At 70.9% G+C, this 25405-nt stretch carries 26 protein-coding genes; 17 read left to right on the plus strand and 9 right to left on the minus strand.

Annotated elements, in window-relative coordinates:
- Positions 1-106: 106 nt before the first annotated feature.
- Positions 107-1303 carry a bifunctional adenosylcobinamide kinase/adenosylcobinamide-phosphate guanylyltransferase gene (locus ABT112_RS14760; RefSeq protein ID WP_351509388.1) on the minus strand — a complete coding sequence of 399 codons (1197 nt, stop codon included), beginning with the start codon at positions 1301-1303 and terminating at the stop codon, positions 107-109.
- A gap of 127 nt (positions 1304-1430) precedes the next feature.
- On the opposite strand from ABT112_RS14760, the gene ABT112_RS14765 reads away from it, so the two are divergent.
- On the plus strand, positions 1431-1640 hold the full coding sequence (locus ABT112_RS14765) for a hypothetical protein (RefSeq protein ID WP_351509391.1): 210 nt from the start codon (positions 1431-1433) through the stop codon (positions 1638-1640).
- Positions 1641-1738: 98 nt separating this feature from the next.
- Here the strand turns inward: ABT112_RS14765 and ABT112_RS14770 are convergent, their stop codons facing one another.
- The 3 genes from ABT112_RS14770 to ABT112_RS14780 form a co-directional block, all read right to left on the minus strand.
- Complete coding sequence (locus ABT112_RS14770) at positions 1739-3781, minus strand: ABC transporter ATP-binding protein (RefSeq protein ID WP_351509393.1); 2043 nt, start codon at positions 3779-3781, stop codon at positions 1739-1741.
- Positions 3782-4055: 274 nt separating this feature from the next.
- Positions 4056-4766, minus strand: coding sequence for a class I SAM-dependent methyltransferase (locus tag ABT112_RS14775; RefSeq protein ID WP_351509601.1), 711 nt, complete (start codon positions 4764-4766; stop codon positions 4056-4058).
- Positions 4767-4879: 113 nt separating this feature from the next.
- Positions 4880-5473 carry a DUF3043 domain-containing protein gene (locus ABT112_RS14780; protein ID WP_351509395.1) on the minus strand — a complete coding sequence of 198 codons (594 nt, stop codon included), beginning with the start codon at positions 5471-5473 and terminating at the stop codon, positions 4880-4882.
- A gap of 385 nt (positions 5474-5858) precedes the next feature.
- Here ABT112_RS14780 and ABT112_RS14785 point away from each other — a divergent pair, with 385 nt between their 5' ends.
- From ABT112_RS14785 to ABT112_RS14805, 5 genes are all read left to right on the plus strand, one after another.
- A complete protein-coding gene (locus tag ABT112_RS14785) occupies positions 5859-6653 on the plus strand; it encodes a PspA/IM30 family protein (RefSeq protein WP_351509603.1) in 795 nt (264 codons plus the stop codon).
- Between the two features lie 34 nt (positions 6654-6687).
- Positions 6688-6966 carry a PspA-associated protein PspAA gene (pspAA, locus tag ABT112_RS14790; protein WP_351509396.1) on the plus strand — a complete coding sequence of 93 codons (279 nt, stop codon included), beginning with the start codon at positions 6688-6690 and terminating at the stop codon, positions 6964-6966.
- 420 nt (positions 6967-7386) lie between these two features.
- Positions 7387-8937, plus strand: coding sequence for a sensor histidine kinase (locus ABT112_RS14795; RefSeq protein WP_502975346.1), 1551 nt, complete (start codon positions 7387-7389; stop codon positions 8935-8937).
- The gene (locus ABT112_RS14800) at positions 8934-9629 is read left to right on the plus strand and encodes a response regulator (protein WP_351509400.1); all 696 of its coding nucleotides are present in this window, start codon (positions 8934-8936) and stop codon (positions 9627-9629) included. The genes ABT112_RS14795 and ABT112_RS14800 overlap by 4 nt, the downstream gene beginning before the upstream one ends.
- A 185-nt stretch (positions 9630-9814) precedes the next feature.
- Positions 9815-13045, plus strand: coding sequence for an efflux RND transporter permease subunit (locus tag ABT112_RS14805; protein ID WP_351509402.1), 3231 nt, complete (start codon positions 9815-9817; stop codon positions 13043-13045).
- An 87-nt stretch (positions 13046-13132) separates the two neighbouring features.
- On the opposite strand, the gene ABT112_RS14810 is transcribed toward ABT112_RS14805, so the two are convergent.
- The 3 genes from ABT112_RS14810 to ABT112_RS14820 are packed head-to-tail and all read right to left on the minus strand — an operon-like array spanning position 13133 to position 14481.
- Positions 13133-13348 carry a DUF397 domain-containing protein gene (locus ABT112_RS14810; protein ID WP_351509404.1) on the minus strand — a complete coding sequence of 72 codons (216 nt, stop codon included), beginning with the start codon at positions 13346-13348 and terminating at the stop codon, positions 13133-13135.
- Between the two features lie 21 nt (positions 13349-13369).
- Positions 13370-13612, minus strand: coding sequence for a DUF397 domain-containing protein (locus tag ABT112_RS14815; protein WP_351509406.1), 243 nt, complete (start codon positions 13610-13612; stop codon positions 13370-13372).
- Complete coding sequence (locus ABT112_RS14820; RefSeq protein ID WP_351509408.1) at positions 13609-14481, minus strand: helix-turn-helix domain-containing protein; 873 nt, start codon at positions 14479-14481, stop codon at positions 13609-13611. The genes ABT112_RS14815 and ABT112_RS14820 overlap by 4 nt, the downstream gene beginning before the upstream one ends.
- 274 nt (positions 14482-14755) lie before the next feature.
- Here ABT112_RS14820 and ABT112_RS14825 point away from each other — a divergent pair, with 274 nt between their 5' ends.
- Positions 14756-15265, plus strand: a complete 510-nt coding sequence (locus ABT112_RS14825; protein ID WP_351509410.1) for an ATP-binding protein — start codon at positions 14756-14758, stop codon at positions 15263-15265.
- A 303-nt stretch (positions 15266-15568) separates the two neighbouring features.
- Here ABT112_RS14825 and ABT112_RS14830 read toward each other — a convergent pair whose 3' ends face one another.
- Positions 15569-15829 carry a DUF397 domain-containing protein gene (locus ABT112_RS14830; RefSeq protein WP_351509412.1) on the minus strand — a complete coding sequence of 87 codons (261 nt, stop codon included), beginning with the start codon at positions 15827-15829 and terminating at the stop codon, positions 15569-15571.
- Positions 15826-16047: a DUF397 domain-containing protein gene (locus tag ABT112_RS14835; protein ID WP_351509414.1), complete on the minus strand. Its 222-nt coding sequence runs from the start codon at positions 16045-16047 to the stop codon at positions 15826-15828. The genes ABT112_RS14830 and ABT112_RS14835 overlap by 4 nt, the downstream gene beginning before the upstream one ends.
- A 129-nt stretch (positions 16048-16176) precedes the next feature.
- Between ABT112_RS14835 and ABT112_RS14840 the strand changes: the two genes are divergently transcribed.
- The 10 genes from ABT112_RS14840 to ABT112_RS14885 all read left to right on the plus strand — a co-directional run bounded on the left by ABT112_RS14840 (position 16177) and on the right by ABT112_RS14885 (position 25294).
- Entirely contained in the window at positions 16177-16506 is a 330-nt protein-coding gene (locus ABT112_RS14840) for an ATP-binding protein (protein WP_351509416.1), read from the plus strand.
- A gap of 85 nt (positions 16507-16591) precedes the next feature.
- Positions 16592-17131, plus strand: coding sequence for a hypothetical protein (locus tag ABT112_RS14845; RefSeq protein ID WP_351509418.1), 540 nt, complete (start codon positions 16592-16594; stop codon positions 17129-17131).
- A 130-nt stretch (positions 17132-17261) separates the two neighbouring features.
- On the plus strand, positions 17262-17609 hold the full coding sequence (locus ABT112_RS14850) for a VOC family protein (RefSeq protein WP_351509420.1): 348 nt from the start codon (positions 17262-17264) through the stop codon (positions 17607-17609).
- 257 nt (positions 17610-17866) lie between these two features.
- A complete protein-coding gene (locus tag ABT112_RS14855) occupies positions 17867-19120 on the plus strand; it encodes a cytochrome P450 (protein WP_351509422.1) in 1254 nt (417 codons plus the stop codon).
- Between the two features lie 112 nt (positions 19121-19232).
- Positions 19233-20552, plus strand: a complete 1320-nt coding sequence (locus ABT112_RS14860) for a cytochrome P450 (protein WP_351509424.1) — start codon at positions 19233-19235, stop codon at positions 20550-20552.
- Complete coding sequence (locus ABT112_RS14865; protein ID WP_351509427.1) at positions 20549-21619, plus strand: polyprenyl synthetase family protein; 1071 nt, start codon at positions 20549-20551, stop codon at positions 21617-21619. Before ABT112_RS14860 ends, ABT112_RS14865 begins: the two co-directional genes overlap by 4 nt.
- A gap of 10 nt (positions 21620-21629) precedes the next feature.
- A complete protein-coding gene (locus ABT112_RS14870) occupies positions 21630-22751 on the plus strand; it encodes a terpene synthase family protein (RefSeq protein WP_351509429.1) in 1122 nt (373 codons plus the stop codon).
- Complete coding sequence (locus ABT112_RS14875; RefSeq protein ID WP_351509431.1) at positions 22748-24106, plus strand: cytochrome P450; 1359 nt, start codon at positions 22748-22750, stop codon at positions 24104-24106. Before ABT112_RS14870 ends, ABT112_RS14875 begins: the two co-directional genes overlap by 4 nt.
- Complete coding sequence (locus ABT112_RS14880; protein ID WP_351509433.1) at positions 24103-24297, plus strand: ferredoxin; 195 nt, start codon at positions 24103-24105, stop codon at positions 24295-24297. The genes ABT112_RS14875 and ABT112_RS14880 overlap by 4 nt, the downstream gene beginning before the upstream one ends.
- Positions 24298-24628: 331 nt before the next feature.
- Positions 24629-25294: a LuxR C-terminal-related transcriptional regulator gene (locus ABT112_RS14885; RefSeq protein WP_351509435.1), complete on the plus strand. Its 666-nt coding sequence runs from the start codon at positions 24629-24631 to the stop codon at positions 25292-25294.
- The last annotated feature ends 111 nt before the right edge of the window (positions 25295-25405 follow it).

A 25405-nucleotide genomic window follows, 5' to 3' on the forward strand; every position in this document is an offset into this window, starting at 1 on the left:
ACATCCCGAAGGGCTACTTCCGCATGCGCACCTACAGCACCATCGCTGCTACCGCCACCCTTGTCCTCGCCCTCGGCACACCCGCCCTCTCCCCGCCCACCAAGCGTCAGCGAAGCGGCACAGCCTGCCCCGCCACCACCACCAGCACCTGCTCGCACTCCGCCGCGAACCCCGCATTGAGCCGCCCGAGTTCATCCCGGAAGCGCCGCCCGGAAGCCGTGGCCGGCACCACCCCCGACCCCACCTCGTTCGACACGGCGACCACCCGGCGCCGGGTCGCCCGTACCGCCGCCACCAGCGCGTCCGTCCGCTCCCGGAGTTCCCGCCGTCCCCCTGCCGCCCAGCGGTCGTCGTCCCAGGCCCCGACCGCGTCCATGGCGTCCGTCAGCCACAGCGCGAGGCAGTCGATGAGCAGCGGCGGCCCCTCCTCGGCGAGCAGCGGCACCAGGTCGCAGGTCTCGACGGTGCGCCAGGAGCCGGGCCGGCGCTCCCGGTGGAGGGAGACCCGGGCCGCCCAGTCCTCGTCCCCCTCACGGGTGCCGCTCGTCGCGACGTACACCACCTCCGGGAAGGACTCCAGGCGCCGTTCCGCCTCCACCGACTTCCCCGACCGCGCCCCGCCGAGGACCAGCGTGCGCCGCGGCGGCGCGGGCACCGTGGGGTGGTCGCCCACCCGCATCGTCTCCCCGTCCGCCACCGCGCGGGCCCCCGCCGCGGCCAGCCGGCGGCGCAGTTCGGCGCCCGGTGGCACATCGTGGTCGAGGTGCACGGCGACCACCTCGGTCGCCTCCGTGACCGTGCCCGCGGCCCGCAGCCGGGCGAGCCCGTCGGGCCGCCCGACGACGTCGAGCACGACCGTGTCGTACGGTGCGAGCCCTTCCGGAAGGCCCGCCGGGGCGGCGCCCGGCGGCAGATACAGCAGCCGTTCGCCGTCCGCGCCGGTGACCACGTAGCCGGTGCCGGGCACGTCCACCGCGACGGCCCGCACCCGGTGACCGCTGATCAGCGCGAGCTCCCGCCCGTCCGGCACCCGGCCCGGCGCGGGCAGGCCGGCCGGCACCTCGACGGCGGGCCCGTTCTGCGGATGGGACAGCAGGACCTGCCGCACCCCGACGAGTGACTGCCCCGCACGGGCGGCGGCCAGCGCCGCGCCCGGGGTCAGGTCGAGCAGCAGCGCCCCGTCCACCAGCAGGGAGGTCGCGGCGCGCGCGTCACCGCCGACGGCGGTCGCGCACGCGGCGCAGGGGCAGTCGGGGCGGGGCAGCCCGCCGGGGGCACCGGTGCCGAGGAAAGTGAGTTCCACGCCCCGATCGTCTCGCGTCGCCGCGCCCCGGGCGCGCGGGGGCACCCCCAGACCTCCGAGCGGTGGCCGCCGCAGGCCCATTAGGCTGCGGGGGAGCAGCTACTCGGCGGGACTTGAGGAGGCGGACATGGCGTGGACGTGGCGGTTCGAGAAGTCCGACGGGACGGAGACCGTGCCGGCGGTCGAACCGGAGGAGTTCAGCACGCAGGGCGACGCGGAGTCCTGGATCGGCGAGGTCTGGCGTGACCTCCAGGAGGGCGGTACCGAACAGGTGACGCTGTTCGAGGACGGCACCGAGATCTACGGACCGATGAGCCTGCAGGCCGAGGACGCCTGAGCCGTTCCGTTCGGAGCACCCCCGGGCCGGTCCGCAGGGATCGGCCCGGGGAGCCCGGGTTCCGGAGCACCGGGGGCCCGGACCCCGTCAACAGTCCCTCAGCCCGCAGCCACCAGAAACTGCGTGGCCGCCAGTTCACCGTAGAGGGCGTCGGACGCGACCAGTTCCGCATGCGTTCCCACCGCCCGTACCGTCCCCGCCTCCATCACCACGATCCGGTCGGCCGCCGTCACCGTCGACAGCCGGTGTGCCACCACCAGGACGGTCGTGTGCCGGGCGGTCTCGGCGACGACCTCGCGCAGGGCCAGCTCATTGGCCGCGTCGAGCTGCGAGGTCGCCTCGTCGAGCAGCAGCAGCCGGGGCCGGCGCAGCAACGCGCGGGCGACCGCCACCCGCTGGCGCTCCCCACCGGAGAGCTGACTGCCGCGATGGCCGACAAGGGACTCCAGACCGTCCGGCAGCCGTTCGACGAGAGCGGTCAGCCGGGTGCGCGCCAGCACGTCCCGGATCTCCTCGTCGGTGGCGTCCGGGGCGGCGAACACCAGGTTCTCCCGCAGCGTTCCGGCCAGCACGGGGGCGTCCTGCTCGACGTAGCCGATCGCCGCGCGCAGCCGGTCCAGCGGCCAGTCGCGGACGTCCTCGCCGTCCACGAGCACCCGGCCGTCCGTCACCTCGTGGAACCGCTCGATCAGGGCGAAGACCGTGGACTTCCCCGCGCCGGACGGGCCGACGAACGCCGTCAGACCGCCGCCGGGCACCACGAAGGAGACGCCGTCGTGCACGAGGGGGAGCCCGTCGCGGTAGCGGAAACCGACGTCCTGGAACCGGACGCTCGCCGGGCCACCACCGGACGGCACCGGTCCGCTCTGGGACCGCACCGGTCCGCCCTGGGACCGCACCGGTTCGCCCTGGGACCGCACCGGGCCACCGCCGGACCGAATCGGATCACCCCCGGCCTGTACCGGATCACTCTCGGGCCGCACCGGTCCGCCCTGACGCGGCACACCCCCGGCCCGCTCCCGTCCGTCCTCGACAGGCCCCGACCCGCCGGTCCCGCCCGTCCCCGCCTCCATATCGAGCCGCCCCGCACCGAGCCGCCCCGCACCGATCCGCTCCACGTCGAGCCGCTCCGCCGCGGAGATCCGCGCGATGGCCGCGGCACCCATCTGGTACTGCTCGGCCGCCCCGACCAGCTGGGACACCGGGTCCGCCAGATGGACCAGGAACAGCAGGAACGCGATCAGCGTGGAGATCTCGATCGCGCCGGACGCCACCCGGGCGCCGCCCACGCCGAGCACCGCGAGGAAGGACGCCTGCACCGAGAACCCGACGGCCGACGAGGCGATCGCCTGCCATTTCGCCGACCGCACGCCGTGCCGCCAGGCGTCCCGCGCCGCCTCCTCCAGCCGCGCCGTCTCCCGGACCTCCGCCCCGGAGGCTTTGATCGTGCGGAAGGCGCCGAACGCCCGCTCCAGCACGGTGGAGATCGCGCCCACCGCCTCCTGGGTGCGCTCGGCCGCCCGGGAGATCCGCGGCAGCAGAAATCCCAGCGAGCTGCCGATCAGCCCGATCACTCCGAGGGTGACGCCGAGCAGGACGGCGTCCATCAGCGCCATCATCACCAGGGTGGCGGCCAGGCTCAGGGTGCCGGTGACCGCGGAGACCACCGAATGCGTGGTGACCTGGTGCAACAGCGTGGTGTCGGAGGTGACCCGGGACATCAGGTCGCCCGGCTGGGCCCGCTCCATCTCCGGGATCCGCAGCCGCATCAGCCGTCCCATCAGCCGCCGCCGGGCCGCGAGCACCACCGACTCGGCGGTCCGCTCCAGCACGTACGCACCGGCCGCCTCGGCCACCGTGCCCGCCAGCACCAGCCCGGTGAGTAGCACGAGCACGCCGACGAGGGGCCCGTCGTCGGCGAGCCGGTCGACCAGCGCCTTGGCGGCGAGCGGCTGGCCGAGCGCGGTCGCCGCGCCGAGCAGCGACAACACGGCACCCACGGCCACCGCGGCACGGTGCGGACGCATGTGCCCGTACAGCTCACGCCAGGTGTCCCGGGCGGACGGCCGTTCAGCCGGGGAGGCGGGGGAAGCGGGGGAAGCGGACGGGGGCAATGCCGAGGGGGTCTCGGCTGCGGACATGGTCACTCCAGGGCCGGGGGCTGCTGTCACCCCTCAGGACGCGACGGAGCACTGATCACCTGAGCCGCGCCGGGCACAGCCACCGGCCGACCCGACCCGACCCGACCCGATCCGCTGGGTCACGTTCCGGCGCCGCCGCCCGGCGCCCGCTCAGCCCCGCACGCCGCCCGGCGCCCGCACGTCCGCAGGCCGCCGCGAGACGCACCAGCCCCGCAGCCGCGCGAGCCCCCGCGCGCCCACGATGCGCGTCAGCCCCCGCACACCGCGAGGCGCATCAGCCCCGTACGCCGCAGAGATGCAGCAGCGCCGCCACCGCGCGGTACGGGTCGGTGCGCCCGGCCCGGTCCTCGGCGGCGAGCAGCCGTGCCAGCTCCTGGCCCGTCGGCGGCTCCTCGTCCTCCGCGGCCTGGTCGGTGAAGACCCGCACCCCGTACCAGGTGTCCAGCGGCGCGCCGATCCCGGCGAGGGTGCCGGTGAGCGCGTCCAGCCGGTCGGCACGGACCGGGAGGCCGATGCGGTTGGTGTACGCGGGGGAGTCGAAGGACGCCAGCGCGCCCTCCCAGTCGCGGGCCAGCCCCGGCCGCATCGCCAGCGCGTCGGCGTTCCGGACGAGCAGCGACAGCAGCCCGCCCGGCGCCAGCACCCGGGCGAGGCCCGCCAGGAACGGATCCGGCTCCGGCAGGTACATCAGCACCCCGTGGCAGAGCACCACGTCGAAGCTGCCCGGCAGGAAGTGCACCCCGGTCTCGCGGCCGTCGCCCTCGATGAGCCGCACCCGCTCCCGGATGCCCTCGGGCTCGGCGGCGAGCGCGGTACGGACGGTCGACAGCATCCGGGGGTCGGACTCCAGCCCGGTGATCCTGTGTCCCGCGCGGGCCAGCCGGAGCGCCTGCGTGCCCTGGCCGAGGCCCACGTCGAGCACCCGCAGCCGCTGTCCCACCGGGAACCGTGCCGCTATCTGCTCCTCGACCTGGCGGGCGACCAGCTCCTGACGGACGGTGTTCCGCAGGCCCCCGAGCCCGCCGAGCCAGCCGCTCGCCCCGCCGGAGCTCCACTCCACCGAGGGAAGATCCCCGGCTCCCTGGGCGGTCGCTGCGTTCAGGGCCGCTCTCCCCGCTTGACCTTCGGCTTGGGCAGCCGCAGCCGGCGCATCTGCAGGCTGCGCATCAGCGCGTACGGCACGGCGCCGCGGAGGTTCTCGCCCGGGAAGCGGGTGCGGAGCTGCTTCTTCATCCGGATCGCGACACCGACCGAGTCGAGCACGATCAGCACGATGACGACCAGCCACAGCAGCAGCGAGAAGTTCTTGACCTGCGGCGACGGCAGCATGCTCAGCACCAGGATGAGCACCGCGAGCGGCAGGAAGAACTCGGCGACGCAGAAGCGGGAGTCGACGAAGTCACGGGCGAAGCGGCGGATCGGCCCCTTGTCCCTGGCGGGGAGGTACCGCTCGTCGCCGCTGGCCAGCGCCTCGCGCTGCTTGGCCAGGTCCGCGCGGCGCGCTTCGCGCTGCCGCTTGGCGGCGTCCTTGCGGTTGGTCGGCGTGGACGCCGTGCTCCGGCGCTGCGACTGGGCGACGCTGCGCTTCGGAGTGGGGCGGCCCTTGGGCGCCTGCGGGTCACGGGGCTGCTGCGGGTCCGCGGTCATCTTGGTGACGGCGGCCTGCTCGTCGTTGGAACGGCTTCGGAACACAAAGCCCAAGGGTACGGGGTCCGGCCGCGGACCCCCAGCCCGCACGGCCACGATCCGGCAACGGCACCGGTACCGGGCCCAACGGTGACGGGACCGGCCCCCGCGGCACCGGCCCCCGCGGCACCCGCCCCTGCGGACGCCGGTAGCCGCCTCCCGGAGCCTCCCGGAGGCCGCGGCCCGTTCGCCGGTCAGCGCGGTCGCCTCCGCCCGAGGTCCGTCACCTACTCCTTGGGCCGGAGACGACGCTCGTGTGATCGTCCTGGAGGAGGAGCGCATCGGCTCCCGAACAGTGCGGTAATGGAGCCAGGGCCCGTACTGTTGGGTCTGTAGAACAGAGTGCTGAGTCCGAGCCCGAAGGGGGCGCGCGAGGCCCATGAGCGGTGTCATGAAGCGGATGGGGATGCTGTTCCGCGCGAAGGCCAACAAGGCCCTGGACCGGGCCGAGGACCCGCGCGAGACCCTCGACTACTCGTACCAGAAGCAGATCGAGCTGCTGCAGAAGGTGCGCCGCGGCGTCGCCGACGTGGCGACCTCCCGCAAGCGGCTGGAGCTGCAGCTCGGCCAGCTCCAGGGGCAGTCGTCCAAGCTGGAGGAGCAGGGCCGCAAGGCGCTCGCGCTGGGCCGCGAGGACCTGGCCCGGGAGGCGCTGTCCCGCCGGGCCGCGCTCCAGCAGCAGGTCACCGATCTGGAGACGCAGCACCGGACGCTGCAGGGCGAGGAGGAGAAGCTGACGCTCGCGGCCCAGCGGCTGCAGGCGAAGGTGGACGCCTTCCGCACCAAGAAGGAGACGATCAAGGCCACCTACACCGCCGCCCAGGCCCAGACCCGGATCGGCGAGGCCTTCACCGGCATCTCCGAGGAGATGGGCGACGTCGGCATGGCGGTCCAGCGGGCCGAGGACAAGACGGCCCAGCTCCAGGCGCGCGCCGGCGCGATCGACGAGCTGCTGGCCTCGGGTGCGCTCGACGACCCCACCGGCACGGCCAAGGACGACCTCACGGCGGAGCTGGACCGGCTCTCCGGCGGTTCGGACGTCGAGCTGGAGCTCCAGCGGATGAAGGCCGAGCTCGCGGGCGGCAGCGGCGGGCAGCAGGCCATCGAGGGCGGCGCGCAGAACGAGGGCGGCGCACCGAACCGGAACGAGCAGCAGGCCCAGGGCCACAGGTTCGACAAGCAGTAGATCCCCGCCGGGCAAGGCGTACCGGGAGGCCGTCGTGATCGTACGGATCATGGGCGAGGGGCAGGTGGAGCTGGCGGACAGCCACTTCGCCGAGCTCAACAAACTCGACGACGAACTGCTCACCGAGATGGAGAGCGGCGACGAGGACGGCTTCCGCCGGACCCTCGGGGCCCTGCTCGACGAGGTGCGACGGCTGGGCGAGCCGCTGCCGGACGACTCCCTGGAGCCGTCCGAGCTGATCCTGCCCTCTCCCGACGCGACGCTCGCAGAGGTGCGGGACATGCTCCGGGACGACGGCCTCATCCCGGGGTAGGAGCTCCCGGCCGGACCCCCGCCGAGCCCGACACCCGCCGAGCCCGGCGCCTGGCGCCCAGCGCCGGGGAGCCGGGGGAGCCCGGGACCGTGAGCCCGGCAGCCGGCCGGGAACGCCGGTCCGGCAGCCCAGGACCCTGGGGCCTCGGCGCCCGGACCCCGGCCTGCTGTGGCGCCGGACCCCGGCCTTCCGCGGCGCCCGGACCCCGGCCTGCTGTGCCGCCCGGACTCCAGCCTGCTGCAGAGCCCAGCCGCCCGCCTTCCGTGGAGCCCGGAGCCGGGATCTCCACCCCCGCCCGGGCCCCGGGTAGCGCCTTGATGCACGGACCGGCGCGCAGGGCGGCGCGCGCCGCTCGGAGCCGCGGGCCGGTCCCCGGGAGCGGACCGGATGGTGTCTGCGCCCCCGCGCGAGCACTTACCGTTGCTTGTCGTGACCTCCCTCGCCGTCGGACCGGGCCTCGCCCGTCCCCAGCGCTGGCTGCGTGACCACCCGCTCGCGCTCGACGCGGCGCTCGCGGCGGTCGTGCTGGCGCTCATCCTCCTCACCCTGGTGACCGACCACAGCCCCAGCGGGCCGCGGATCGGCGCGCGCACGCCCACCCCGTCGAGCGTCGGCCTCGCACTCCTCGCCTGCTCGGCCCTGGTGTTCCGGCGCCGGATGCCGCGGCAGGTGCTCGGCGTCACCGGGGCGCTGACCCTCGTCGAGCTGTTCACCGAGCCCGACGAGCGGGGAGCGCCGATCGCCCTGTCCGCGGCCGTCGCGCTCTACACCATCGCCTCCCGCACCGACCGGTCCACCACCTGGCGTGCGGGCGCGCTCACCGTGGTGGCCCTCACCGCCGCCGCGATGTACAGCGGTCCCGGGCCCTGGTACGACCAGCAGAACATCGGGATCCTCGCCTGGACCGGCCTGGCCGCCGCCATCGGGGACGCCGTGCGCAGCCGCCGGGCCGTCGTCGACGCCATCCGGGAGCGCGCCGAGCGGGCCGAGCGGACCCGCGAGGAGGAGGCGCGCCGCCGGGTCGCCGAGGAGCGCATGCGGATCGCCCGGGAGCTGCACGACGTCGTCGCGCACCACATCGCGCTGGTCAACGTGCAGGCCGGGGTCGCCGCCCATGTCATGGACAGCCGGCCCGACCAGGCCAAGGAGGCCCTCGCCCATGTCCGGGAGGCCAGCCGCTCGGCGCTGCACGAGCTGCGCGCCACCGTCGGCCTGCTCCGCCAGTCCGGGGACCCCGAGGCCCCCACCGAGCCGGCGCCCGGCCTCGGGGTGCTCGATCAGCTCGTCGACGGGTTCGCCCGCGCCGGACTGCCCGTCGACGTCGAGGTGTCCTCGACCGCCCCGGAGGGCCCCTGGCACAGCCGCAGCGCGGACCGGGCGGTCGCGGTCATCGGCGACCTCCCCGCGGCCGTCGACCTCACCGCCTACCGGGTGGTCCAGGAGGCGCTGACCAACACCCACAAGCACGCGGGCGACCAGGCCTGTGCCACGGTCCGGATCGCCCGGGCCTGGGAGGCGCTGGAGATCACCGTCCTGGACGACGGCACGGCCGTGGCCCCCGAGCGGGCCGCGCGGCTGACCGGCCGGGACGGCGCCCGCGGCGACATCCCCCGCGGCGACAGCGTCAGGACCGCCGCGGGGAAGGCCACCGGCGGGAAGACCACCGGCGGCAAGGGCACGAGCGCGAAGACCACCGGCGGCAAGGGCGACGCCGCCCGGACCCCGGGCCCCCGGGACGGCCGGGGTGAGAAGGGCGACGCCGTCCGGAGCCGGGGCGCCCGCGGCGACGGCCCGCAGCGGCCCGGCGGCGGGTACGACGGAGCCGACGACGAGGGCGGCGGACACGGCCTGATCGGCATGCGCGAGCGGGCCACCGCGCTCGGCGGCAGCTGCGAGGCGGGTCCTCGGTACGGAGGGGGGTTCCGGGTCCACGTACGCTTGCCGCTCACGACCAGGGAGGGGGCGACGTGACGATCCGGGTGCTGCTCGTCGACGACCAGACGCTGCTGAGGAGCGCGTTCCGGGTGCTCGTCGACTCCGAGGACGACATGCAGGTGGTCGGCGAGGCGTCCGACGGCACGGAGGCGGTGCGGCTCGTCCGCGAACTCACCCCCGACGTCGTCCTCATGGACATCCGGATGCCCGGCACCGACGGCCTCACCGCCACCCGGGAGATCAGCGCCGACCCGGCCCTGGACGGCGTCCGGGTGGTCATGCTGACGACCTTCGAGGTCGACGAGTACGTCGTGGAGTCGCTGCGCGCCGGTGCCTCCGGCTTCCTCGGCAAGGGCGCCGAACCCGGGGAACTGCTCTCCGCGATCCGGGTCGTCGACGCCGGTGAGGCGCTGCTCTCGCCCGTGGCGACCAAGGGCCTGATCGCGACCTTCCTCGCCCAGGGGCCCGCGGGCGACGGCCCGGGCGGCACCGGCCGGCGCGCCGCCGACGGGGAGCGGCTGGCGGCGCTGACCGGCCGGGAGCGGGAAGTGCTCGTCCTCGTCGCGGGCGGGCTGTCCAACGACGAGATCGCCGAACGGCTCGTCGTCAGCCCCCTGACGGTGAAGACCCATGTGAACCGGGCGATGGCCAAACTCGGGGCCCGCGACCGGGCCCAGCTGGTCGTCATCGCCTACGAGTCGGGGCTGGTACGCCCAAGGGTGGAGTGACGGGGGAGAGGGCCGTACTGCGCCTGCGGTACTCGCCCGGAACGAGAACCGACCTGCGAGCGAGGAAAACACCCTCGCCGATGGCTGATCGTATAAGCGGGCCGTAAATGGCCCCGCCGGCCGGAGAGACTGCCCGGTCGCCGAGCCGTCCTGCCGATCAGCAAACAGAAGAGAGTTCTCCACCCATGTCCTGGCTGTCCAGAATCAGCCTCGTACAGCGGGGTTTGATCGCCCTCATGGCGATCGTCGCGGTCGCCTTCGGTGCCGTCGCCATTCCCCAGCTCAAGCAGCAGCTGCTGCCTCCCATCGAACTGCCCATGGTGTCGGTGCTGGCCCCGTATCAGGGGGCGTCCCCCGATGTGGTCGAGAAGCAGGTCGTCAAGCCGCTCGAGGACACCATCGAGACGGTCGACGGCATCACCGGCGTCACCTCGACGGCGAGCGAGGGCTCGGCCGTCCTCATGGCCAAGTTCGACTACGGCAACAACACCGACCAGATCGTGGCCGATGTCCAGCAGGCCGTGAACCGGGCCCGTCCCGAGCTGCCGGACGAGATCGACCCGCAGGTCATCGCCGGTTCCACCGACGACATGCCGACCGTCGTCCTCGCCGCCACCTCGGACAAGGACCAGAAGACGCTGGCCGACCAGCTCGACCGGTCCGTCGTCCCCGTCCTCAAGGACATCGAGGGCGTCGGTCAGGTCACCGTGGACGGCGTCCAGGACCGCATCGTGTCGGTCACCCCGGACGACGCGAAGCTGGCGCGGGCGGGTCTCAATGCCGCGGCGCTCGGCCAGGTGCTGGAGGCGAACGGTGCGTCCCTGCCCGCCGGTTCCTTCAGTGAGGACGGCAAGAGCAGGACCGTCCAGGTCGGCGGCGGCTTCACCTCGCTCGACCAGATCAAGGACCTCAGGATCTCGCCCGCGGCCGGCGCCGGCGCCGGTGGCGGCGGTGGTCAGGGTGGCGGCCAGGACGCCGCGGCCGGTGCCCCGGCCCCGTCCGGCGGCCAGGCGGGCGCGGCCAAGCCGGTGCGCCTCGGCGACATCGCCACCGTCAAGGAGGAGGCCGACATCCCGGTCTCCATCACCCGGACGAACGGCCGCCCGAGCCTCGGCGTCGTCATGACGATGGGCCAGGACGGCAGCGCCGTCGCGATATCCGACGCGGTCCAGGACAAGCTGCCCGAGCTCCGCGAGAGCCTCGGCTCGGACGCGAAGCTGACCGTCGTCAGCGACCAGGGCCCGGCCGTCTCCAAGTCCATCGACAGCCTCACCACCGAGGGTCTCCTCGGCCTGGTCATGGCCGTCGTGGTGATCCTGGTCTTCCTGGTGTCGCTGCGCTCCACGCTGGTGACCGCGGTGTCCATCCCGCTGTCCGTCGTGATCACGCTGATCGTGCTCTGGTCCCGCGACCTGTCGCTCAACATGCTCACGCTGGGCGCCCTGACCATCGCCATCGGCCGGGTCGTCGACGACTCGATCGTGGTGCTGGAGAACATCAAGCGGCACCTGTCCTACGGCGAGGAGCGGCAGCACGCGATCCTCACCGCGGTGAAGGAGGTCTCCGGAGCGATCACCTCCTCGACCCTCACCACGGTCGCCGTCTTCCTGCCCATCGGTGTCGTCGGCGGCATGGTCGGCGCCCTGTTCGGCCCGTTCTCGCTGACCGTGACGGTCGCCCTGCTGGCCTCGCTCATCGTGTCGCTGACCGTGGTGCCGGTGCTCTCGTACTGGTTCCTGCGCGCCCCCAAGGGCACCGACGTCAGCGACCCGGAGGAGCAGCGCCGCGCCACCGAGGAGAAGGAGGCGCGCAGCCCGCTCCAGCGGATGTACGTCCCGGTCCTGCGGTTCGCGACCCGTCGCCGCTTCACCAGCCTGGTGATCGCCGTGGTGGTCCTCGTCGGCACCTTCGGCATGGCGCCGCTGCTCAAGACCAACTTCTTCGACCAGGGCGAGCAGGACACCCTCTCGATCAAGCAGGAGCTGAAGCCCGGCACCAGCCTGGACGCCGCGGACACCTCCTCGAAGAAGATCGAGAAGATGCTCGACGGCATCGACGAGGTGAAGGACTACCAGGTCACCGTCGGCTCCTCCGGCATCATGGCCGCCTTCGGCGGCGGCACCGGCGCCAACCAGGCGTCGTACCAGCTCAAGCTGAAGAACTCGGAGGACTCCGAGGCGACGATCGACAAGATCCGTGACGGCCTCGACGGGCTCGGCAAGAGCATCGGCGACACCACGGTCAACGTCGGCGACGGCTTCGGCAGCCAGGACCTGAGCGTCGTGGTCAAGGCCCCCGACGCCGACGCGCTCGAGAAGGCGTCCGAGCAGGTCCGCGGCGAGGTCGACGAGATCAAGGACGTCACCGACGTCCAGAGCGACCTGGCGCAGAGCGTCCCGCGGATCTCGGTCAAGGGCAACGACAAGGCCGCCCGGTACGGCTTCACCGAGGCCACCCTCGGCCAGGCCGTCGCCCAGGCGGTGCGCGGCACCACGTCGGGCAAGGCGATCCTGGACGACACCGAGCGGGACGTCGTGGTGAAGGCGGAGAAGCCCGCCCGCACCGAGGCCGAGCTCAAGAAGGTGTCGCTGGCCACTCCGGCCGGCGCGGTGAAGCTCGGTGAGATCGCCGACGTCCGGACCGTCCCCGGCCCGGTGCAGATGACCCGCATCGACGGCGCGCGGGCGGCGAACGTCACCGCCAAGCCGACCGGCGACAACACCGGTGCCATCAGCCAGGAGCTCCAGAAGAAGATCGACGCGCTCGACCTCCCGGAAGGCGCCACGGCGGAGATCAGCGGTGTCTCGGAGGACCAGAAGGAGGCCTTCGCCTCCCTGGGCCTGGCGATGCTGGCGGCGATCGCGATCGTCTTCATGCTCCTCGTCGCCACGTTCCGTTCGCTGGTGCAGCCGATGATCCTGCTGGTCTCCATCCCGTTCGCGGCGACCGGCGCGATCGGCCTGCTGATCGCCACGGGCACCCCGATGGGCGTTCCCGCACTGATCGGCATGCTGATGCTGATCGGCATCGTGGTGACCAACGCGATCGTGCTGATCGACCTCATCAACCAGTACCGGGCGCAGGGCTACGGCATCGTCGAAGCGGTGGTCGAGGGCGGCCGGCACCGGCTGCGGCCGATCCTCATGACCGCCCTGGCGACCATCTGCGCGCTGCTCCCGATGGCGCTGTCGATCACCGGTGACGGCGGCTTCATATCGCAGCCGCTGGCCGTGGTGGTCATCGGCGGTCTGGTCACCTCCACGCTGCTCACCCTGCTGCTCGTGCCGACGCTGTACGCGATGGTCGAGCTGCGCAAGGAGCGCCGCGCCAAGAAGAAGGCGGCGAAGCGGGGCACGGGGCCGGACCAGGCCGACGAGCCCACGCCCGAGCGCGAGGCGGAACCGGCCGGGGTGTAAACACTCCTGCCGCACCGGAAAACGGCGCCCGTCCCCGAACAGGGGGCGGGCGCCGCGGTGTTCACCCGCGCAGGTGAACAGGGCTTCCTAGAAGGGGAACTCTCCTGCCGAGACGTCGGCTATGAAGGCCCGCCACGCATCTCCCGAGAAGGTGAGGACCGGACCTTCACGGTCTTTGGAGTCCCGCACGTAGGCAGTCCCAGTGGCGGTTCCGGCGATCTCTACGCAGTCGCCCATCCCTCCGCTGTAGCTGGACTTTCGCCAGTCGGATGGCTTCTTCGGGGGTGGCAGCCTGTATGTCATCTTCCCGACCTCCGTCGCGGCTCAGTCGGCAATCGGTTGGGACGTTCGTTCAAACTCTCCTGCGGATACACCCGTAACGAAAGCCTTCCACGCGGCCTCCGTGAACGTCAGGACTGCTCCGTCCGGATTCTTGGAGTCACGGACCGGAACGGTCCCCTGAACGCCAATGGCGACCTCGACACACTCGTTGTTGCCCCCGCTGAAGCTGCTCTTACGCCATACCGCGTGTGACGTGCCGTGGGTGGCGGCTATCCCCTGGGTCATTGAAGGTGCTCCTTGATTGAGTTGATCAACTGCACCGAATCCGCTGGGGACAGCGCACTTGTTCGTACGTCGTCCCAGAGCGTCCGGTACACGGCAACATCCTCGGCCTTCTCCAACCAGATGGACCCCGACGGATTGTCCAACAGCGCCACGTCCAGGGAGCCGTCATCAGGGAAGGAGAGAAGCACGTACGGCCCGCCCATGCTGGCGTGTGCTCCGGTACGGAAGGGCACTACTTGCACGGTGACGTGCTCCTGTTGAGCCCAATGCGTGATGTGTTCGAGCTGCGCCCGCATCACATGAGGGCCGCCCACGTGTTGCCGTAGGGCGCCTTCCGCGATGACGGCCCATACTCGCAGAGGCTCCTCGGAGGTCAGTCGCAACTGCCGTTTGATGCGCACCGCTACGAACTGCTCGATCTCTTCCGGACGCTTCCACCAGCGGCTGGCCACTGCGAGTGCTTGAGCGTACTCGGCAGTCTGCAGAAGAGCGGGGACCGTCTGGCTCTGGAAGGTGCGGACGAGCGATGCCTCGGCTTCCATGGCGATGAAGTCGCGGTATGTATCGGCGAGAAGAGTGCCGTACTCGTTCCACCAGCCTGCACGGCGCCGACGGTTCGCGGTCCGGGCAAGCGACCCGAGGCGTTCCGATGTCGACTCGTCCGCTCCGTACATCCGAAGCATGGCGACCAGGTCTGGGTTGCGCAGTGGAACCCTGCCGTTCTCGATGCGGGAGACCTTGCCCTTCGTGCACTCCAGAGCTGCGGCCACGTCTGCAGTGGACAACCCCTTCTGCTCGCGCAATGTCCTGAGCTCACCGCCCAGTTGGCGACCCAGCACGGTGGAAGGCGGATAGGACGACGCAGCCATGCAGTACCCCTTCGGTGACTCTGGGTCATTCTGCTGGGTCTGTGCGCGGCGGTACAACGCGCCCCTCTTTGGGATGCGTTTCCTCAGTAAACGTTGCACGGCGCCCGTCACTGTGTGAACACTGTTGGTGACGCGATGAGGTCGAAGCGGTAGCCGCATCGCCTTACGTCGTGCTGCCCGCACGGAGGGGACACAGGAGTTGTCGATGGCCCGCTCAAACACAACTGCCACTACTGCTGATACGCAACAGAGCTTCCGAGCACACGAGTTCGGCATGTCCTTCACCTCGTCCCCCAAGGGCGCCAGACTCGCCCGCCGACTCGTTGTAGGGCGCCTGGAGGGCTGGGGCTATGGGGCCGACACGGCCGCGCTGCTCGTCGGTGAGCTGGCCGCCAACGCGGTCGCCCACGGGCACGTGCCGGGAAGGGAGTTCCGGGTCCGGATCGCGGTGCTCGTCACTAATGATGGGCGCAGTGCTCTTGCGTCGTCCGACCGGCAGTCGGACGACCGCAACGACGCGGGCTCCACCCCCCTCCGCCATGAAGTTCTACGCGTCGGAGGATCGGCAACGCTGCGGATCGAGGTCTCCGACGCAGGCACCGAACACCCCAACCTCCACAAGGCGTCCGAGGGCGAGGAGTCGGGCCGAGGCTTGTTCCTCATCGATGCCCTGGCCACCGCCTGGGGCAGCCACGACCGTTCCCCGGGGATCGGAAAGACGGTGTGGGCGGAGTGCGTCCTGCGGCCCGTAGACGCTGTGGCGTCCGCGCTCGGTCCCCAGTAACCCTGCTCGTCCGCCTGATCCGGGAGCGTGCAATCAGTTGGCCCCAGGTCGGGAAGTGGCTCGGAGTGGGCACCGCAGCCGATCGCCGAGTCGTGCCCGGTATCCGGTCCGAGGTCATGGGGGAGAAGGGGCGCCGCGCCAAGAAGAAGGCGGCGAAGCGGGGCACGGGGCCAGGCCGGACCGACGAGCCCGCGACCGAGCGCGAGACGGAATCGGCCGGGGTGAAATGCCCATGCCGCCCGTTTCGCAACGCCGATGGCGCCCGTCCCCGGACAGGGGAGAGGGCGTCATCGGCGTTTTCGCTCAGTAGCCGGGGCGGTGGGCAGCCGTTACGTCCGCTTCCGGTCCGACGAACTCACCCGCGCTCACAGCGGTGACGAACGACGACCACGCCTCGGCCGTCACCAGCAGTGCGGGGCCGGCCGGGTTCTTGGAGTCGCGGACATAGCAGCCCCCACCGGCAGCACGGGCCCACTCGACGCAGTTGTTGTTGCCACCGCTGAAGCTGCTCTTCCGCCATGCCGCTTGTGGGGCATCAGGCTCCGCCGTTGCTGAGGTTCTCACATGGACTCCCTGAATTCGCCTGCCTCCAGGCCGGCCACGAAGGCCCGCCAAGCATCACCGGAGAACGTCAGCACGGGTCCTTCGCGATGCTTGGAGTCGCGCACATGGGTGACTCCTCCACCCGCTCCGGCGACCTCGACGCAGTCGCCCTCTCCTCCGCTGTGGCTGGACTTCCGCCAGGTGTGGGGTGCCCGCGTGTGGGACTGGGTGTCCACCATCTCTCTCACCCTTCGCTACAGCTCGGTCAGCAACTCGGCCATCATGTCGCGTGACCTACGGGACTGAGCCCCGCCGCGCAGAGTGCGTTGAAAGCCACGAGGTGCTGCTTCACCTCTTCCACGCTGTCCATGGAGACCGACGTCAGCAAGCTTCTGTGTGACCACACCGACCCGCGCCACGAGCGTCTCTGCGCCGGAGGAACGGCAACGCTGCGGATCGAGGTCTCCGACGCCGGCACCGAACACCCCACCCTCCACAAGGCGTCCGAGGACGAGGAGTCCGGCCGCGGTCTGTTCCTCATTGACGCGCTCGCCGGCGCCTGGGGCAGTCACGACCGTTCTCCGGGGATCGGCAAGACGGTCTGGGCCGAGTGCGCCCTGCGGCCCGCGGGTCCCGTAGGTCCCGTTGACGCCGTGGCGCCCGCGCCCGGCACCCAGCCGTCCTCCTCGCCCGCCTGAGCCGGGGAGCGTGCCATCAGTCGACCCAACTGTGCCGAAAAGCTACTTGCGCACTCTTCGTCGGCGCCGAGTAGGTTCAGTGATCATGGAATGGTCGGAAATAGCGCGTGTCAGCCTGAGTTACGCAGCCGTCCTGACAGGGCTGGCCACCGTGGTGATCCTCGGCTCCCTGCTGGTCGCCCGGGACGCGTTGCTCTCCGACTATCCGCCCGCGATCCAGGAGCGGTACGGCGAGCAGAGCGCTCGCGGCAAGCGGACCGCGGCGGTGGCCGGCGTGCTGAACCTCCTGGTCTTCGTCGGTGTCCCGGTGGCCGGTGTGCTCGAACTCCAAGCCCGCACGGACGGCGCGCTCGGCTTCTGGCCGCCGTTCGTCCTGGGCGTCACCGGCTTCCTCGCGCTCGTCCTGTTCGACCTGCTGGTCATCGACTGGCTGCTCTTCTGCACCGTGCGCCCGAGGTTCATGGTCCTGCCCGGCACCGAGGGCATGGCCGAGTACCGCGATCTGGCCTTTCACGCCAAAGTGCTCGTCCCCCGGCCCGTGCCGTGGCCCCTCATCGCCATTCCCGTCTACGGGGCAGTGGTCGGCGGCCTCGCCTGGCTCGCCGAGACGCTCCTCGCTTCGTAGCGTCCGCCGACGGGGGACCTCGGGTGTGGACCGAGCCGCGCGTACTCCCCACCGTTGTCGGACCCCGGTGGCAGGATCGGGCCGACGCCGCCCCTCACCCTGGCCGCCCCTCACGCCGTAGGAGACGCCGATGTCAGTTCGCCGAGTCGTGCCCGATATCCGGTCCGAGGCCCTGGGGGAGAGCCGGGACTTCTACGGCCTGCTGGGCTTCGAGGAGGTCATGAACCTGGGCTGGGTCATGACGCTCGCATCTCCCACCAACCCCACCGCCCAGGTGACCTTCATGGGAGAGGACCGGACAGCACCCGTCGTACCCGACATGAGCGTGGAGGTGGACGACGTGGACGCGGTGTACGCGGCCGTGGTGGGCAGCGGCGCGGAGATCGTCCATATGCTGCGGGACGAGGAGTGGGGGGTCCGCCGGTTCTTCGTCCGGGACCCGAACGGCCGCGTGGTCAACGTCCTCGGTCACCGATAGCCGGGTCCCCGGCCTTTTCCGCACCCGGGGACCCGTCACCGCGGCATCCCGCCCGCCGCGGCATCCCGCGTTCGGGCCGCCCGGCCAAGGGCCAGGTTCACCCTCCTCCCACGACTTCGGTCCGGCACCGGGACCCTGGTCTCCCGACCGAAGACACCGGGCCCGGTTCGGACGATGCTGGACGCCGGTACGTACGAGTGGTTCAGCCCTCGTGCCGGTGGCGTCGAAGGAAACTGGTGGGGGGCAGGAAACCGAGCATGTCGACAACGAACCCGGTGTCGTCCGAAATACCTGTGGAGAAGCTCTTCGATCCGCAGGCCGAGAGCTTCATCGAATGCCCGCACGCGGCCTTCGCCGCAACGCGCGGGACGAACCCCGTCGCACATCACGCCGACCTCGACGAATGGATCGTCACGGGGAAGGCGGAGATCGAACAGGTCCAGCGGGACCACGAGCGGTTCACCAGCCGCTACAACCTGGACGGTTCCTACCCGTTCAGCCCCGAGGCGCAGGCGGTCCTGGACGGTTCGCTGTTCTTCCGGGTCGCGCTCTACAACGTGGACCCGCCGGAGCACACCCGGTTCCGCACCCTCATCGGCGAATACTTCTCGCCGCGGACCCTGCGCACACTGGAGCCGTCGATCCGGCGCACCGCCCGGCGGCTCGTGGAGGGGTTCTCCGCGGCGGGCCGCGCGGACCTGCTCCAGGAGTTCGCGTACCCGCTGCCGATGACGGTGATCTGCGACATCATCGGCATCCCGCCGGAGGACCGCGACCAGGTCAAGGCCTGGAACAACGAGTGGCTGGCGCTCCAGGTGGTGCCGATGCCCCCCGAGCAGCAGCTGCACTGCGCGAACAGTGTCGTCGCCTACGAGCAGTACGTCCTCGGGCTGCTCCGGGACCGCCGCCGTGAGCCGGCCGACGACCTCCTCACCGCTCTGGTCAACGCCGCGGACGAGGAGAACCCGGTGTGCGAGGACGAGGACGCGGTGGTCGCGCTCCGCGTCATGATCGCGGCAGGGCATGAGACGACGACCAACCTGATCGCGAACACCATGTCCCACCTTCTCGGCGACCGGCAGCTGTGGGAGTCGGTGATCGAGGACCGTGGGCTCGTGGCCGCCGCGGTGGAGGAGGGGCTCCGTTTCGACTCGTCCGTCCAGGGCGCGCCCCGGGTCGCGACCGAGGCGACGACCGTGGGGGCGACCGACCTCCCGGAGGGCGCGCGGATGCGGGTGATGTTCGCTGCCGCCGGGCGTGATCCGGAGTGGGTCGAGGATCCCGACACCTTCCGCCTCGACCGTCAGGGACCGCCCCGGCACCTCGGCTTCGGCTACGGCATTCACTTCTGTGTCGGTGCGTCGCTGGCCCGGCTGGAGAGCCGTATCGCCCTGGAGACGCTCGCCGAGATGCTGCCCCGGCTGCGGCTGGAGGACGGGTTCGAGCCCCGTCACCTGCCGGGCGGCTTCGTGTTCCGCGGACTCGCCGCCCTCCCGGTCGTCTGGAGCTGACCGGCGCGGCATCCCGGTGCCCTTCCGCACGGCGCATCCGACGCGCAGCGACCACCCCCCCCCACGAAGGAAGACGATGGCTCTCGCCCCTGCCGTTACATCCGTTCCCCCCATGCCCGGGAGGGTTCCGCTCGCAGGCCATGCGGTGCGGATGTTCCGGAACCCCCTCAAGTTCTTCCAGTCCGTGAGCGAGCAGGGCGGGCTGGTCCGGATCTGGCTCGGCACCAAGCAGGCCTATGTCGTCAGTGACCACGACATGCTGTACGACATTCTCGTCCGCAAGGCGAAGGCCTTCGAGAAGGGAATGCAGTTCGACCAGGCCCGTCCGCTGCTCGGCAACGGAATCCTGCTCTCCGAGGGGGATTTCCACCGCCGGCAGCGCCTCCTCATGCAGCCCGCCTTCCACCACAGCCGGATCGCCTCGTACGTCGACGTGATGCGTGAGTCCGCCTCCGACGTCTTCGACGGCTGGCGGGACGGCCAGCGGGTGGCCATGTACGACATGTTCTACGAGCTGGCCGTGCGGATCGTCATCAAGGCGCTGTTCTCCACCGACATGGTGGAGCAGGACGTCGCCGAGGTCTACAAGTCGATGCCGGTCGTGATCTCCGGCGTCGAGAAGCGCGCGGCGATACCTCCGGCCCTCCTCGACCGCCTGCCCACCAGGACCAGCCGGGAGTTCCACAGCGCCATCGCCCGGCTCTACTCCATGGGCCGGCGCATCATCGCGGACTACCGCTCCCGCGGAAACCTCCAGGACAACGACGACCTGATGACCCTCCTGTTCACCGCACGGGACGAGGGCAACACGTCGATGACCGACAAGCAGATCCAGGACGAGTTCATGACCCTGCTCACCGCGGGGTCGGAGACCACTCCCAGCGCCATGAGCTGGAGCTGCATGCTGCTGGGCCGGCACCCGGAAGTCCAGCGCAGGATGCAGGACGAGGTCGACCGGGTCGTGGGGGACCGCCCCGTGGCCGCGGACGACCTCCGGGAGCTCGACTACACCCGCCGGGTGATCCAGGAGGCGCTGCGCCTCTACCCGCCGGTCTGGGCACTGGGCCGCAAATGCGTGCGGGACGTCGAGCTCGGCGGGCACCGCATCCCGGCCGGCACCGAGGTGCTCTACTCCATCTACGCGGTGCACCACGACCCGAAGCTCTACGACAACCCCGAGGCGTTCGACCCGGACCGCTGGCTCCCGGAGCGGGCGAAGGGAGTGCCGCGCAGCGCCTTCATGCCCTTCGGCGCGGGCGTCCGCAACTGCATCGGTGAGTCCTTCTCCTGGTTCGAGACCCAGACCGTGCTCGCCACACTCGCCCAGCAGTGGACCGTGCAGCCGGTCTCCGGCGAGCCGGTGCGGCCGGTCGCCATGGGGGCGCTGGTGCCCGGGCCGCTTCCGATGAAGGTCGTGAGGCGGAAGAAGTGAGCGTTCTCGACGACCTGACGACTGATCACCTGCCGCTCAGAGCGCGGGTGGACGCGTTCCTCGACGCGTTCCTCCAGGAACGGATCGAGGCCGAGCCGGACCAGGAGACCAGGGAAGCCCTGGCGGAGCTGCGGGAATTCGCGCTTCGCGGGGGCAAGCGGATCCGTCCGCTGTTCTGCTACTGGGGCTGGCGAGGGGCGGGCGGAGCACCCGACGACCCGGGCGTCGTGGCGGCCGCCGCCGCGCTCGAACTCTTCCACACGGCGGCTCTGATCCACGACGACCTCATCGACCGGAGCGACCTGCGGCGCGGCCGGCCCACGATGCACGTGGCGATGAGCAGGCGTCACCGGTCGGCGGGCTGGCGCGGCGACAGCGGGCACTTCGGGCTCAGCAGCGCGCTGCTCGCCGGGGACGCCTGCCTGGTGTGGTCCGAGGAGATCTTTCACGACAGCCCCCTCGTGCAGCGCAGCAAGCCGGCGAGGGCGCTCTTCGCCCGGCTGCGCAGCTCGGCGGTCTACGGCGAGTTCCTCGACCTGGTCGGCGAGGCCCGAGGCGGGGCGCTCCAGGACGCGCTGAAGATCGTCCGTCACAAGACGGCGAGCTATACCGTCCGTTACCCGCTGCAGATCGGCGGAGCCCTCGCCGGAGCCGACGAGGCGGTGCTCGCGGCGTACGACTACTTCGGCCTCCGGGTCGGCGAAGCGTTTCAGCTCCGGGACGACCTCGTCGGATTCCTGGGCTCCCCCGAACAGTCGGGCAAGAACGCTGCGGACGACGCCCGGCAGGGCAAGCCGACAGCGCTGATCGCCGTCGCTCGTGAGCTGGCCGGGGAGGACCAGAGCGCCCGGCTCCGCGATCTCTACGGTGCCTCCTGGATCGGGGACGAGGAGGTCGCCGAGCTGCGCGACCTCGTGGCGAGCACCGGTGCTCCCGCGGTCGTCGAACGGATGATCAGTGACCGGTACGCCGAGGGGGTCGCCCGGCTGCGGACGGCTGCCGTCCATGAATCCGCGCTGACCGAGCTGGAACAGCTGGCGACGGCATCACTGAATCGCACCTGCTGAAGGAGTGGGCATGTCCAAGATCCCGGCGCCGTTCGCGCCCGGCACCCGCATCTATCTCCCGGAGTTCCCCTACCTGCTCCCCGCCCGCTCCCACCCGCTGACCGAGGACATCCGCGCGGAGTCGGACGCCTGGGTGCGCGAGAGCATGGGGTTCGCCCTGGACGGCTCCCGGGAGATGGCGCTCCTGCTCGAGGAGACCGCCTCGCTGTGGACCTGCCATGTCCTGCCCACGGCGCGGGACGACAGGTTGCGGCTCCTGTGCAAGTACACCGAGTACCTGTCCGTCTTCGACAACGCCATGGTCGACCGGACGAAGATCGGGAAGGACCCCGAGGCCGCGAAGGAGCTCTTCACCCGGATCGCCGGCATCCTCAGCGATCAGGCCGAGGGCGCGGACTTCGCGTGGGGGAGCGTGCTGCAGGGTCTCTGGAAGGAGATGTGCGCCGACACCTCGCCGGAGCTGTGGAGCCGTTTCATGACGGAGGTCCACAAGTTCCTCTCCGGCTGTGTCTCGGAGATCACCTCCCGCAGCGACGACCGGGTCTTCGACTACGAGACCTACCTCACCGTGCGCCGGGACAGCGTCGGCATGGGCATGTACTTCGTCCTCGGTGAGTACGGGCTGGGCATCGACCTCACCGATGACCTGACCGCGCACCAGGAGCTGCGCGACATCATCGACACGGCCCTGGTGCACATCATGCTCACCAACGACCTGTTCTCGTTCCGGGCCGAGGCGATGATGGACGACTACGTCAACGCGCTCGCCGTGCTGCACCTCAGCGAAGGCCTGGAACTCCAGGAGGCGACGGACCGGCTCTTCGCGCTGATCGATGGAAAGCGCGCGGACTTCATGGCGGCGAGGGCCGCCATCGAGGCGAGCGAGCTGGGCGCGAGGCCGGATATCCGGGCCTACCTCGACGCGCTGTGGCACATGATGGCCGGCAACCTGCAGTGGTCGTACCTCACTTCCCGGTACAACGGCTCCGGCCACCGATGGAACGGCGTGCGCTCCGGAGTCATGACCCTGCACGCCGACCGCACCGAGTTCAGCGACCGGGGGTACTGGACACTGCGCTCCCCGGCGGAGCAGGACCGGCCGTCGGCGCTCCCCGCGGCGGTGGGCACATGACGATCACGTACGCGACGGCTCCCGGCCGGCTCCCGGGGGCCGGCCACGCCCTGTCGCTGATGCGGGATCCGCTGGGGTTCCTGCAGTCGCTGCGGCACCACGGCGATCTGGTCCGGGTGGACCTGGGGCCCATGCCGTCGCTGTTCGTCACCTCTCCCGCCCTGATCCAGTCGGTTCTGACCGACCGCAAGGACCTGCTGGACAAGGGGAGGTTCTACGACAAGGTGCGGCCGCTCACGGGCAACGGCGTCATCCATGCCCACGGGGATGAGCACCGTCGCCAACAGGCCATGATCAAACCGTCGTTCCACCGCGAGCAGATCGCCCGCTACGCGAAGGTCATGCACGAGGTCACGGCCGAGAGGTCCGGCTCGTGGCGTCCGGGCGAGTGCATCCCCGTCGACAAGGCGATGCGCGACATCACCTTCAACATCCTGGCCGCCACCATGTTCGGCTCGGCGGTGGGCCGGGCGGCGCACGAGGAGCTGGCGCAACTGCTGCCGGTGGTGCTCGAAGCCATCATGTGGCGCACGGTCTCGCCGGGGGACCTTCTGGAGAAGCTTCCGCTGCCCATGAACCGCCGTTTCGACCGGGCGTTCACCGGTCTGCGCGAGGCGATCAGCCGGGTGATGCTGGCGTACCGGAGCAGCACCGGGGGCGGGGACCGGTCGGACATGCTCTCCATGCTCCTCGAGGCGCGGGACGAGGAGACGGGCCTGCCGATGACCGACGAGGAGGTCTGCAACCAGATCGTCTCGGTCACGATGGCCGGCTCGGAGACGGCGGCGACCGCGATGGCCTGGATGTTCTACGAACTCGCACGCCATCCCGACATCGAGCGGAAGGTGCGCGAAGAGGTGCGGGAGGTGATGGGCGACCGTGACTTCGAGATGGCCGACGCCGGGCGGTTGCCGTACTGCCGACAGGTGTTGCAGGAGGTCATGCGGGTTCGCCAGCCGATCCTGGTGATCTCCCGGCGCGCGGTACGGGACTTCCCGCTCGGCGGCGGCCGGGTGAAGGCCGGTACGGAGCTGTTCTACAGCCCGTACGCCGTGCACCGTGATCCGGACCTGTTCAACGACCCGCTGCGGTTCGACCCGGACCGCTGGCTCGACCGCCCGGCCGCCTCCCTGCCGAAGGGCGCGTACACGCCGTTCGGCGCCGGTCCCCGGCACTGCATCGGAGAGCAGTTCGCCTGGGCCATGATGCACGCGGTACTGGCGGTGGTGGTACGCCGCTGGCAGCTGGTCCTGTCCCCCGGCACGAAGGTACGGGAGATGCCCTGGGCCACCGTCAACCCGAACCGGATGCCGATGACGGCACTGCCCGCACCCGGCCGGGGAGGCCGTGCGTGAACGTCGCTGTCGACCCCGAACGCTGCTGCGGGTCGGGGATGTGTGCCCTCACCGCACCGGCGGTCTTCGACCAGCGGAGAGGCGACGGAACGGTCCTGCTGCTCGATTCCGCTCCCGGAGAGGAACGGTCCGCCGAGGTGGAGGCCGCCGCCCTGAACTGCCCGTGCGAGGCCATCACGATCACCCCGTGACCCGTGCCATGGAGGGGGACGCCGAACTCGTCGCCCACGGCGCCGTGATGGGGTTCTCCATCTTGTTCAGTTTTTAACTGTTGCCGATTGGAGCATTCCTGAAATCCCTTGTGCCGGCCGAATCCGCTCGCTAATGTGATCTAGGATCTCGGCTCGGCGTCGAGGATTACGGGGACAGTAGGTTTTTTCGCTTCAGTGAGGCATGTGCGCATATGTCGTGCGCCGTGCTGCGCCGGAGCGCCGGCGCGGAGTGCGCATTCGGCATCCCCTTTTTCTCGCGACCGACTCACGGTTGACCTAGGGGGTTTGTGTGGCTCGATTCTGTGACAAGATGCCGGTCAGTGTCGTCATCTGTGACGGGAATCAGCACGCAAGATTCGGGCTGAGAATGATCCTCGACAGAGACCCATCCATTTCGGTGGTGGCTGATGTCGCGAATGCCGAGGAATGTCTGCAGCGGCTCGATGAGGGGCCGGTCGACGTGGTGCTGCTCGAAGCGGGCTTCTCGGGCCTGGTCCGTGGCATCGGCAGGGCGCGGGGCGGGTTCGCCCCGGCCACCGTCATTCACGGGATCACGGGCCGGGCCTCGGAAGAACTGGTCTCCCTGGCCCGGGCGAATGTGTGCGGCATGGTTCATCGGGACGCTCCCCACGACGACCTCATCCACGCCGTACGGGCGGCGGCCGTCGGCGACGGGTTCGCCTCACGCGCCTTGACCGGGCTGCTCTTACAAGCCATCCGCTCCCGCTCCACGCAGTTCGGGGGCGATCTGCCGGTCTCCGGGCGGCTGACGGAACGTGAGCAGGACGTCGTCCGGCTCATCTGCCGGGGGCTGTCCAACAAGGCGATTGCCGCGGATCTGTCGGTCAGTGAGAAGACCGTCAAGTTTCATGTATCGAATGTTCTGGCCAAAGCGGGACTGAGTACGAGAGCGCAGCTCATAGCCTCCTCCGTCGCCCTGCCCTTCCGGCGTACCGAGGAACCGGTCTGCACCTGAGCCGGGGTGCCCGGTTCCTGTCCTGGTCGATCGTCCAGGTATCGGCATTCGGCCCTTCGGCGGAAGACGTGCCGCGGGTGCTCGTGAATACTGGCGGCCGATGGATGAAAT

The sequence above is a fragment of the Streptomyces sp. NPDC002055 genome (assembly GCF_040296705.1).
Lineage (GTDB): Bacteria > Actinomycetota > Actinomycetes > Streptomycetales > Streptomycetaceae > Streptomyces.

What these genes read in the sequence shown, in the direction of transcription:
- ABT112_RS14765 (WP_351509391.1), top strand. Translation starts at nt 1,431, where the DNA reads ATGGCGTGGACGTGGCGGTTCGAGAAGTCCGACGGGACGGAGACCGTG.
- ABT112_RS14770 (WP_351509393.1), bottom strand. Translation starts at nt 3,781, where the DNA reads ATGTCCGCAGCCGAGACCCCCTCGGCATTGCCCCCGTCCGCTTCCCCC.
- ABT112_RS14785 (WP_351509603.1), top strand. Translation starts at nt 5,859, where the DNA reads ATGAAGCGGATGGGGATGCTGTTCCGCGCGAAGGCCAACAAGGCCCTG.
- ABT112_RS14805 (WP_351509402.1), top strand. Translation starts at nt 9,815, where the DNA reads ATGTCCTGGCTGTCCAGAATCAGCCTCGTACAGCGGGGTTTGATCGCC.
- ABT112_RS14810 (WP_351509404.1), bottom strand. Translation starts at nt 13,348, where the DNA reads ATGACATACAGGCTGCCACCCCCGAAGAAGCCATCCGACTGGCGAAAG.
- ABT112_RS14815 (WP_351509406.1), bottom strand. Translation starts at nt 13,612, where the DNA reads ATGACCCAGGGGATAGCCGCCACCCACGGCACGTCACACGCGGTATGG.
- ABT112_RS14820 (WP_351509408.1), bottom strand. Translation starts at nt 14,481, where the DNA reads ATGGCTGCGTCGTCCTATCCGCCTTCCACCGTGCTGGGTCGCCAACTG.
- ABT112_RS14825 (WP_351509410.1), top strand. Translation starts at nt 14,756, where the DNA reads ATGTCCTTCACCTCGTCCCCCAAGGGCGCCAGACTCGCCCGCCGACTC.
- ABT112_RS14835 (WP_351509414.1), bottom strand. Translation starts at nt 16,047, where the DNA reads ATGGTGGACACCCAGTCCCACACGCGGGCACCCCACACCTGGCGGAAG.
- ABT112_RS14840 (WP_351509416.1), top strand. Translation starts at nt 16,177, where the DNA reads ATGGAGACCGACGTCAGCAAGCTTCTGTGTGACCACACCGACCCGCGC.
- ABT112_RS14845 (WP_351509418.1), top strand. Translation starts at nt 16,592, where the DNA reads ATGGAATGGTCGGAAATAGCGCGTGTCAGCCTGAGTTACGCAGCCGTC.
- ABT112_RS14850 (WP_351509420.1), top strand. Translation starts at nt 17,262, where the DNA reads ATGTCAGTTCGCCGAGTCGTGCCCGATATCCGGTCCGAGGCCCTGGGG.
- ABT112_RS14855 (WP_351509422.1), top strand. Translation starts at nt 17,867, where the DNA reads ATGTCGACAACGAACCCGGTGTCGTCCGAAATACCTGTGGAGAAGCTC.
- ABT112_RS14860 (WP_351509424.1), top strand. Translation starts at nt 19,233, where the DNA reads ATGCCCGGGAGGGTTCCGCTCGCAGGCCATGCGGTGCGGATGTTCCGG.
- ABT112_RS14870 (WP_351509429.1), top strand. Translation starts at nt 21,630, where the DNA reads ATGTCCAAGATCCCGGCGCCGTTCGCGCCCGGCACCCGCATCTATCTC.
- ABT112_RS14875 (WP_351509431.1), top strand. Translation starts at nt 22,748, where the DNA reads ATGACGATCACGTACGCGACGGCTCCCGGCCGGCTCCCGGGGGCCGGC.
- ABT112_RS14885 (WP_351509435.1), top strand. Translation starts at nt 24,629, where the DNA reads ATGCCGGTCAGTGTCGTCATCTGTGACGGGAATCAGCACGCAAGATTC.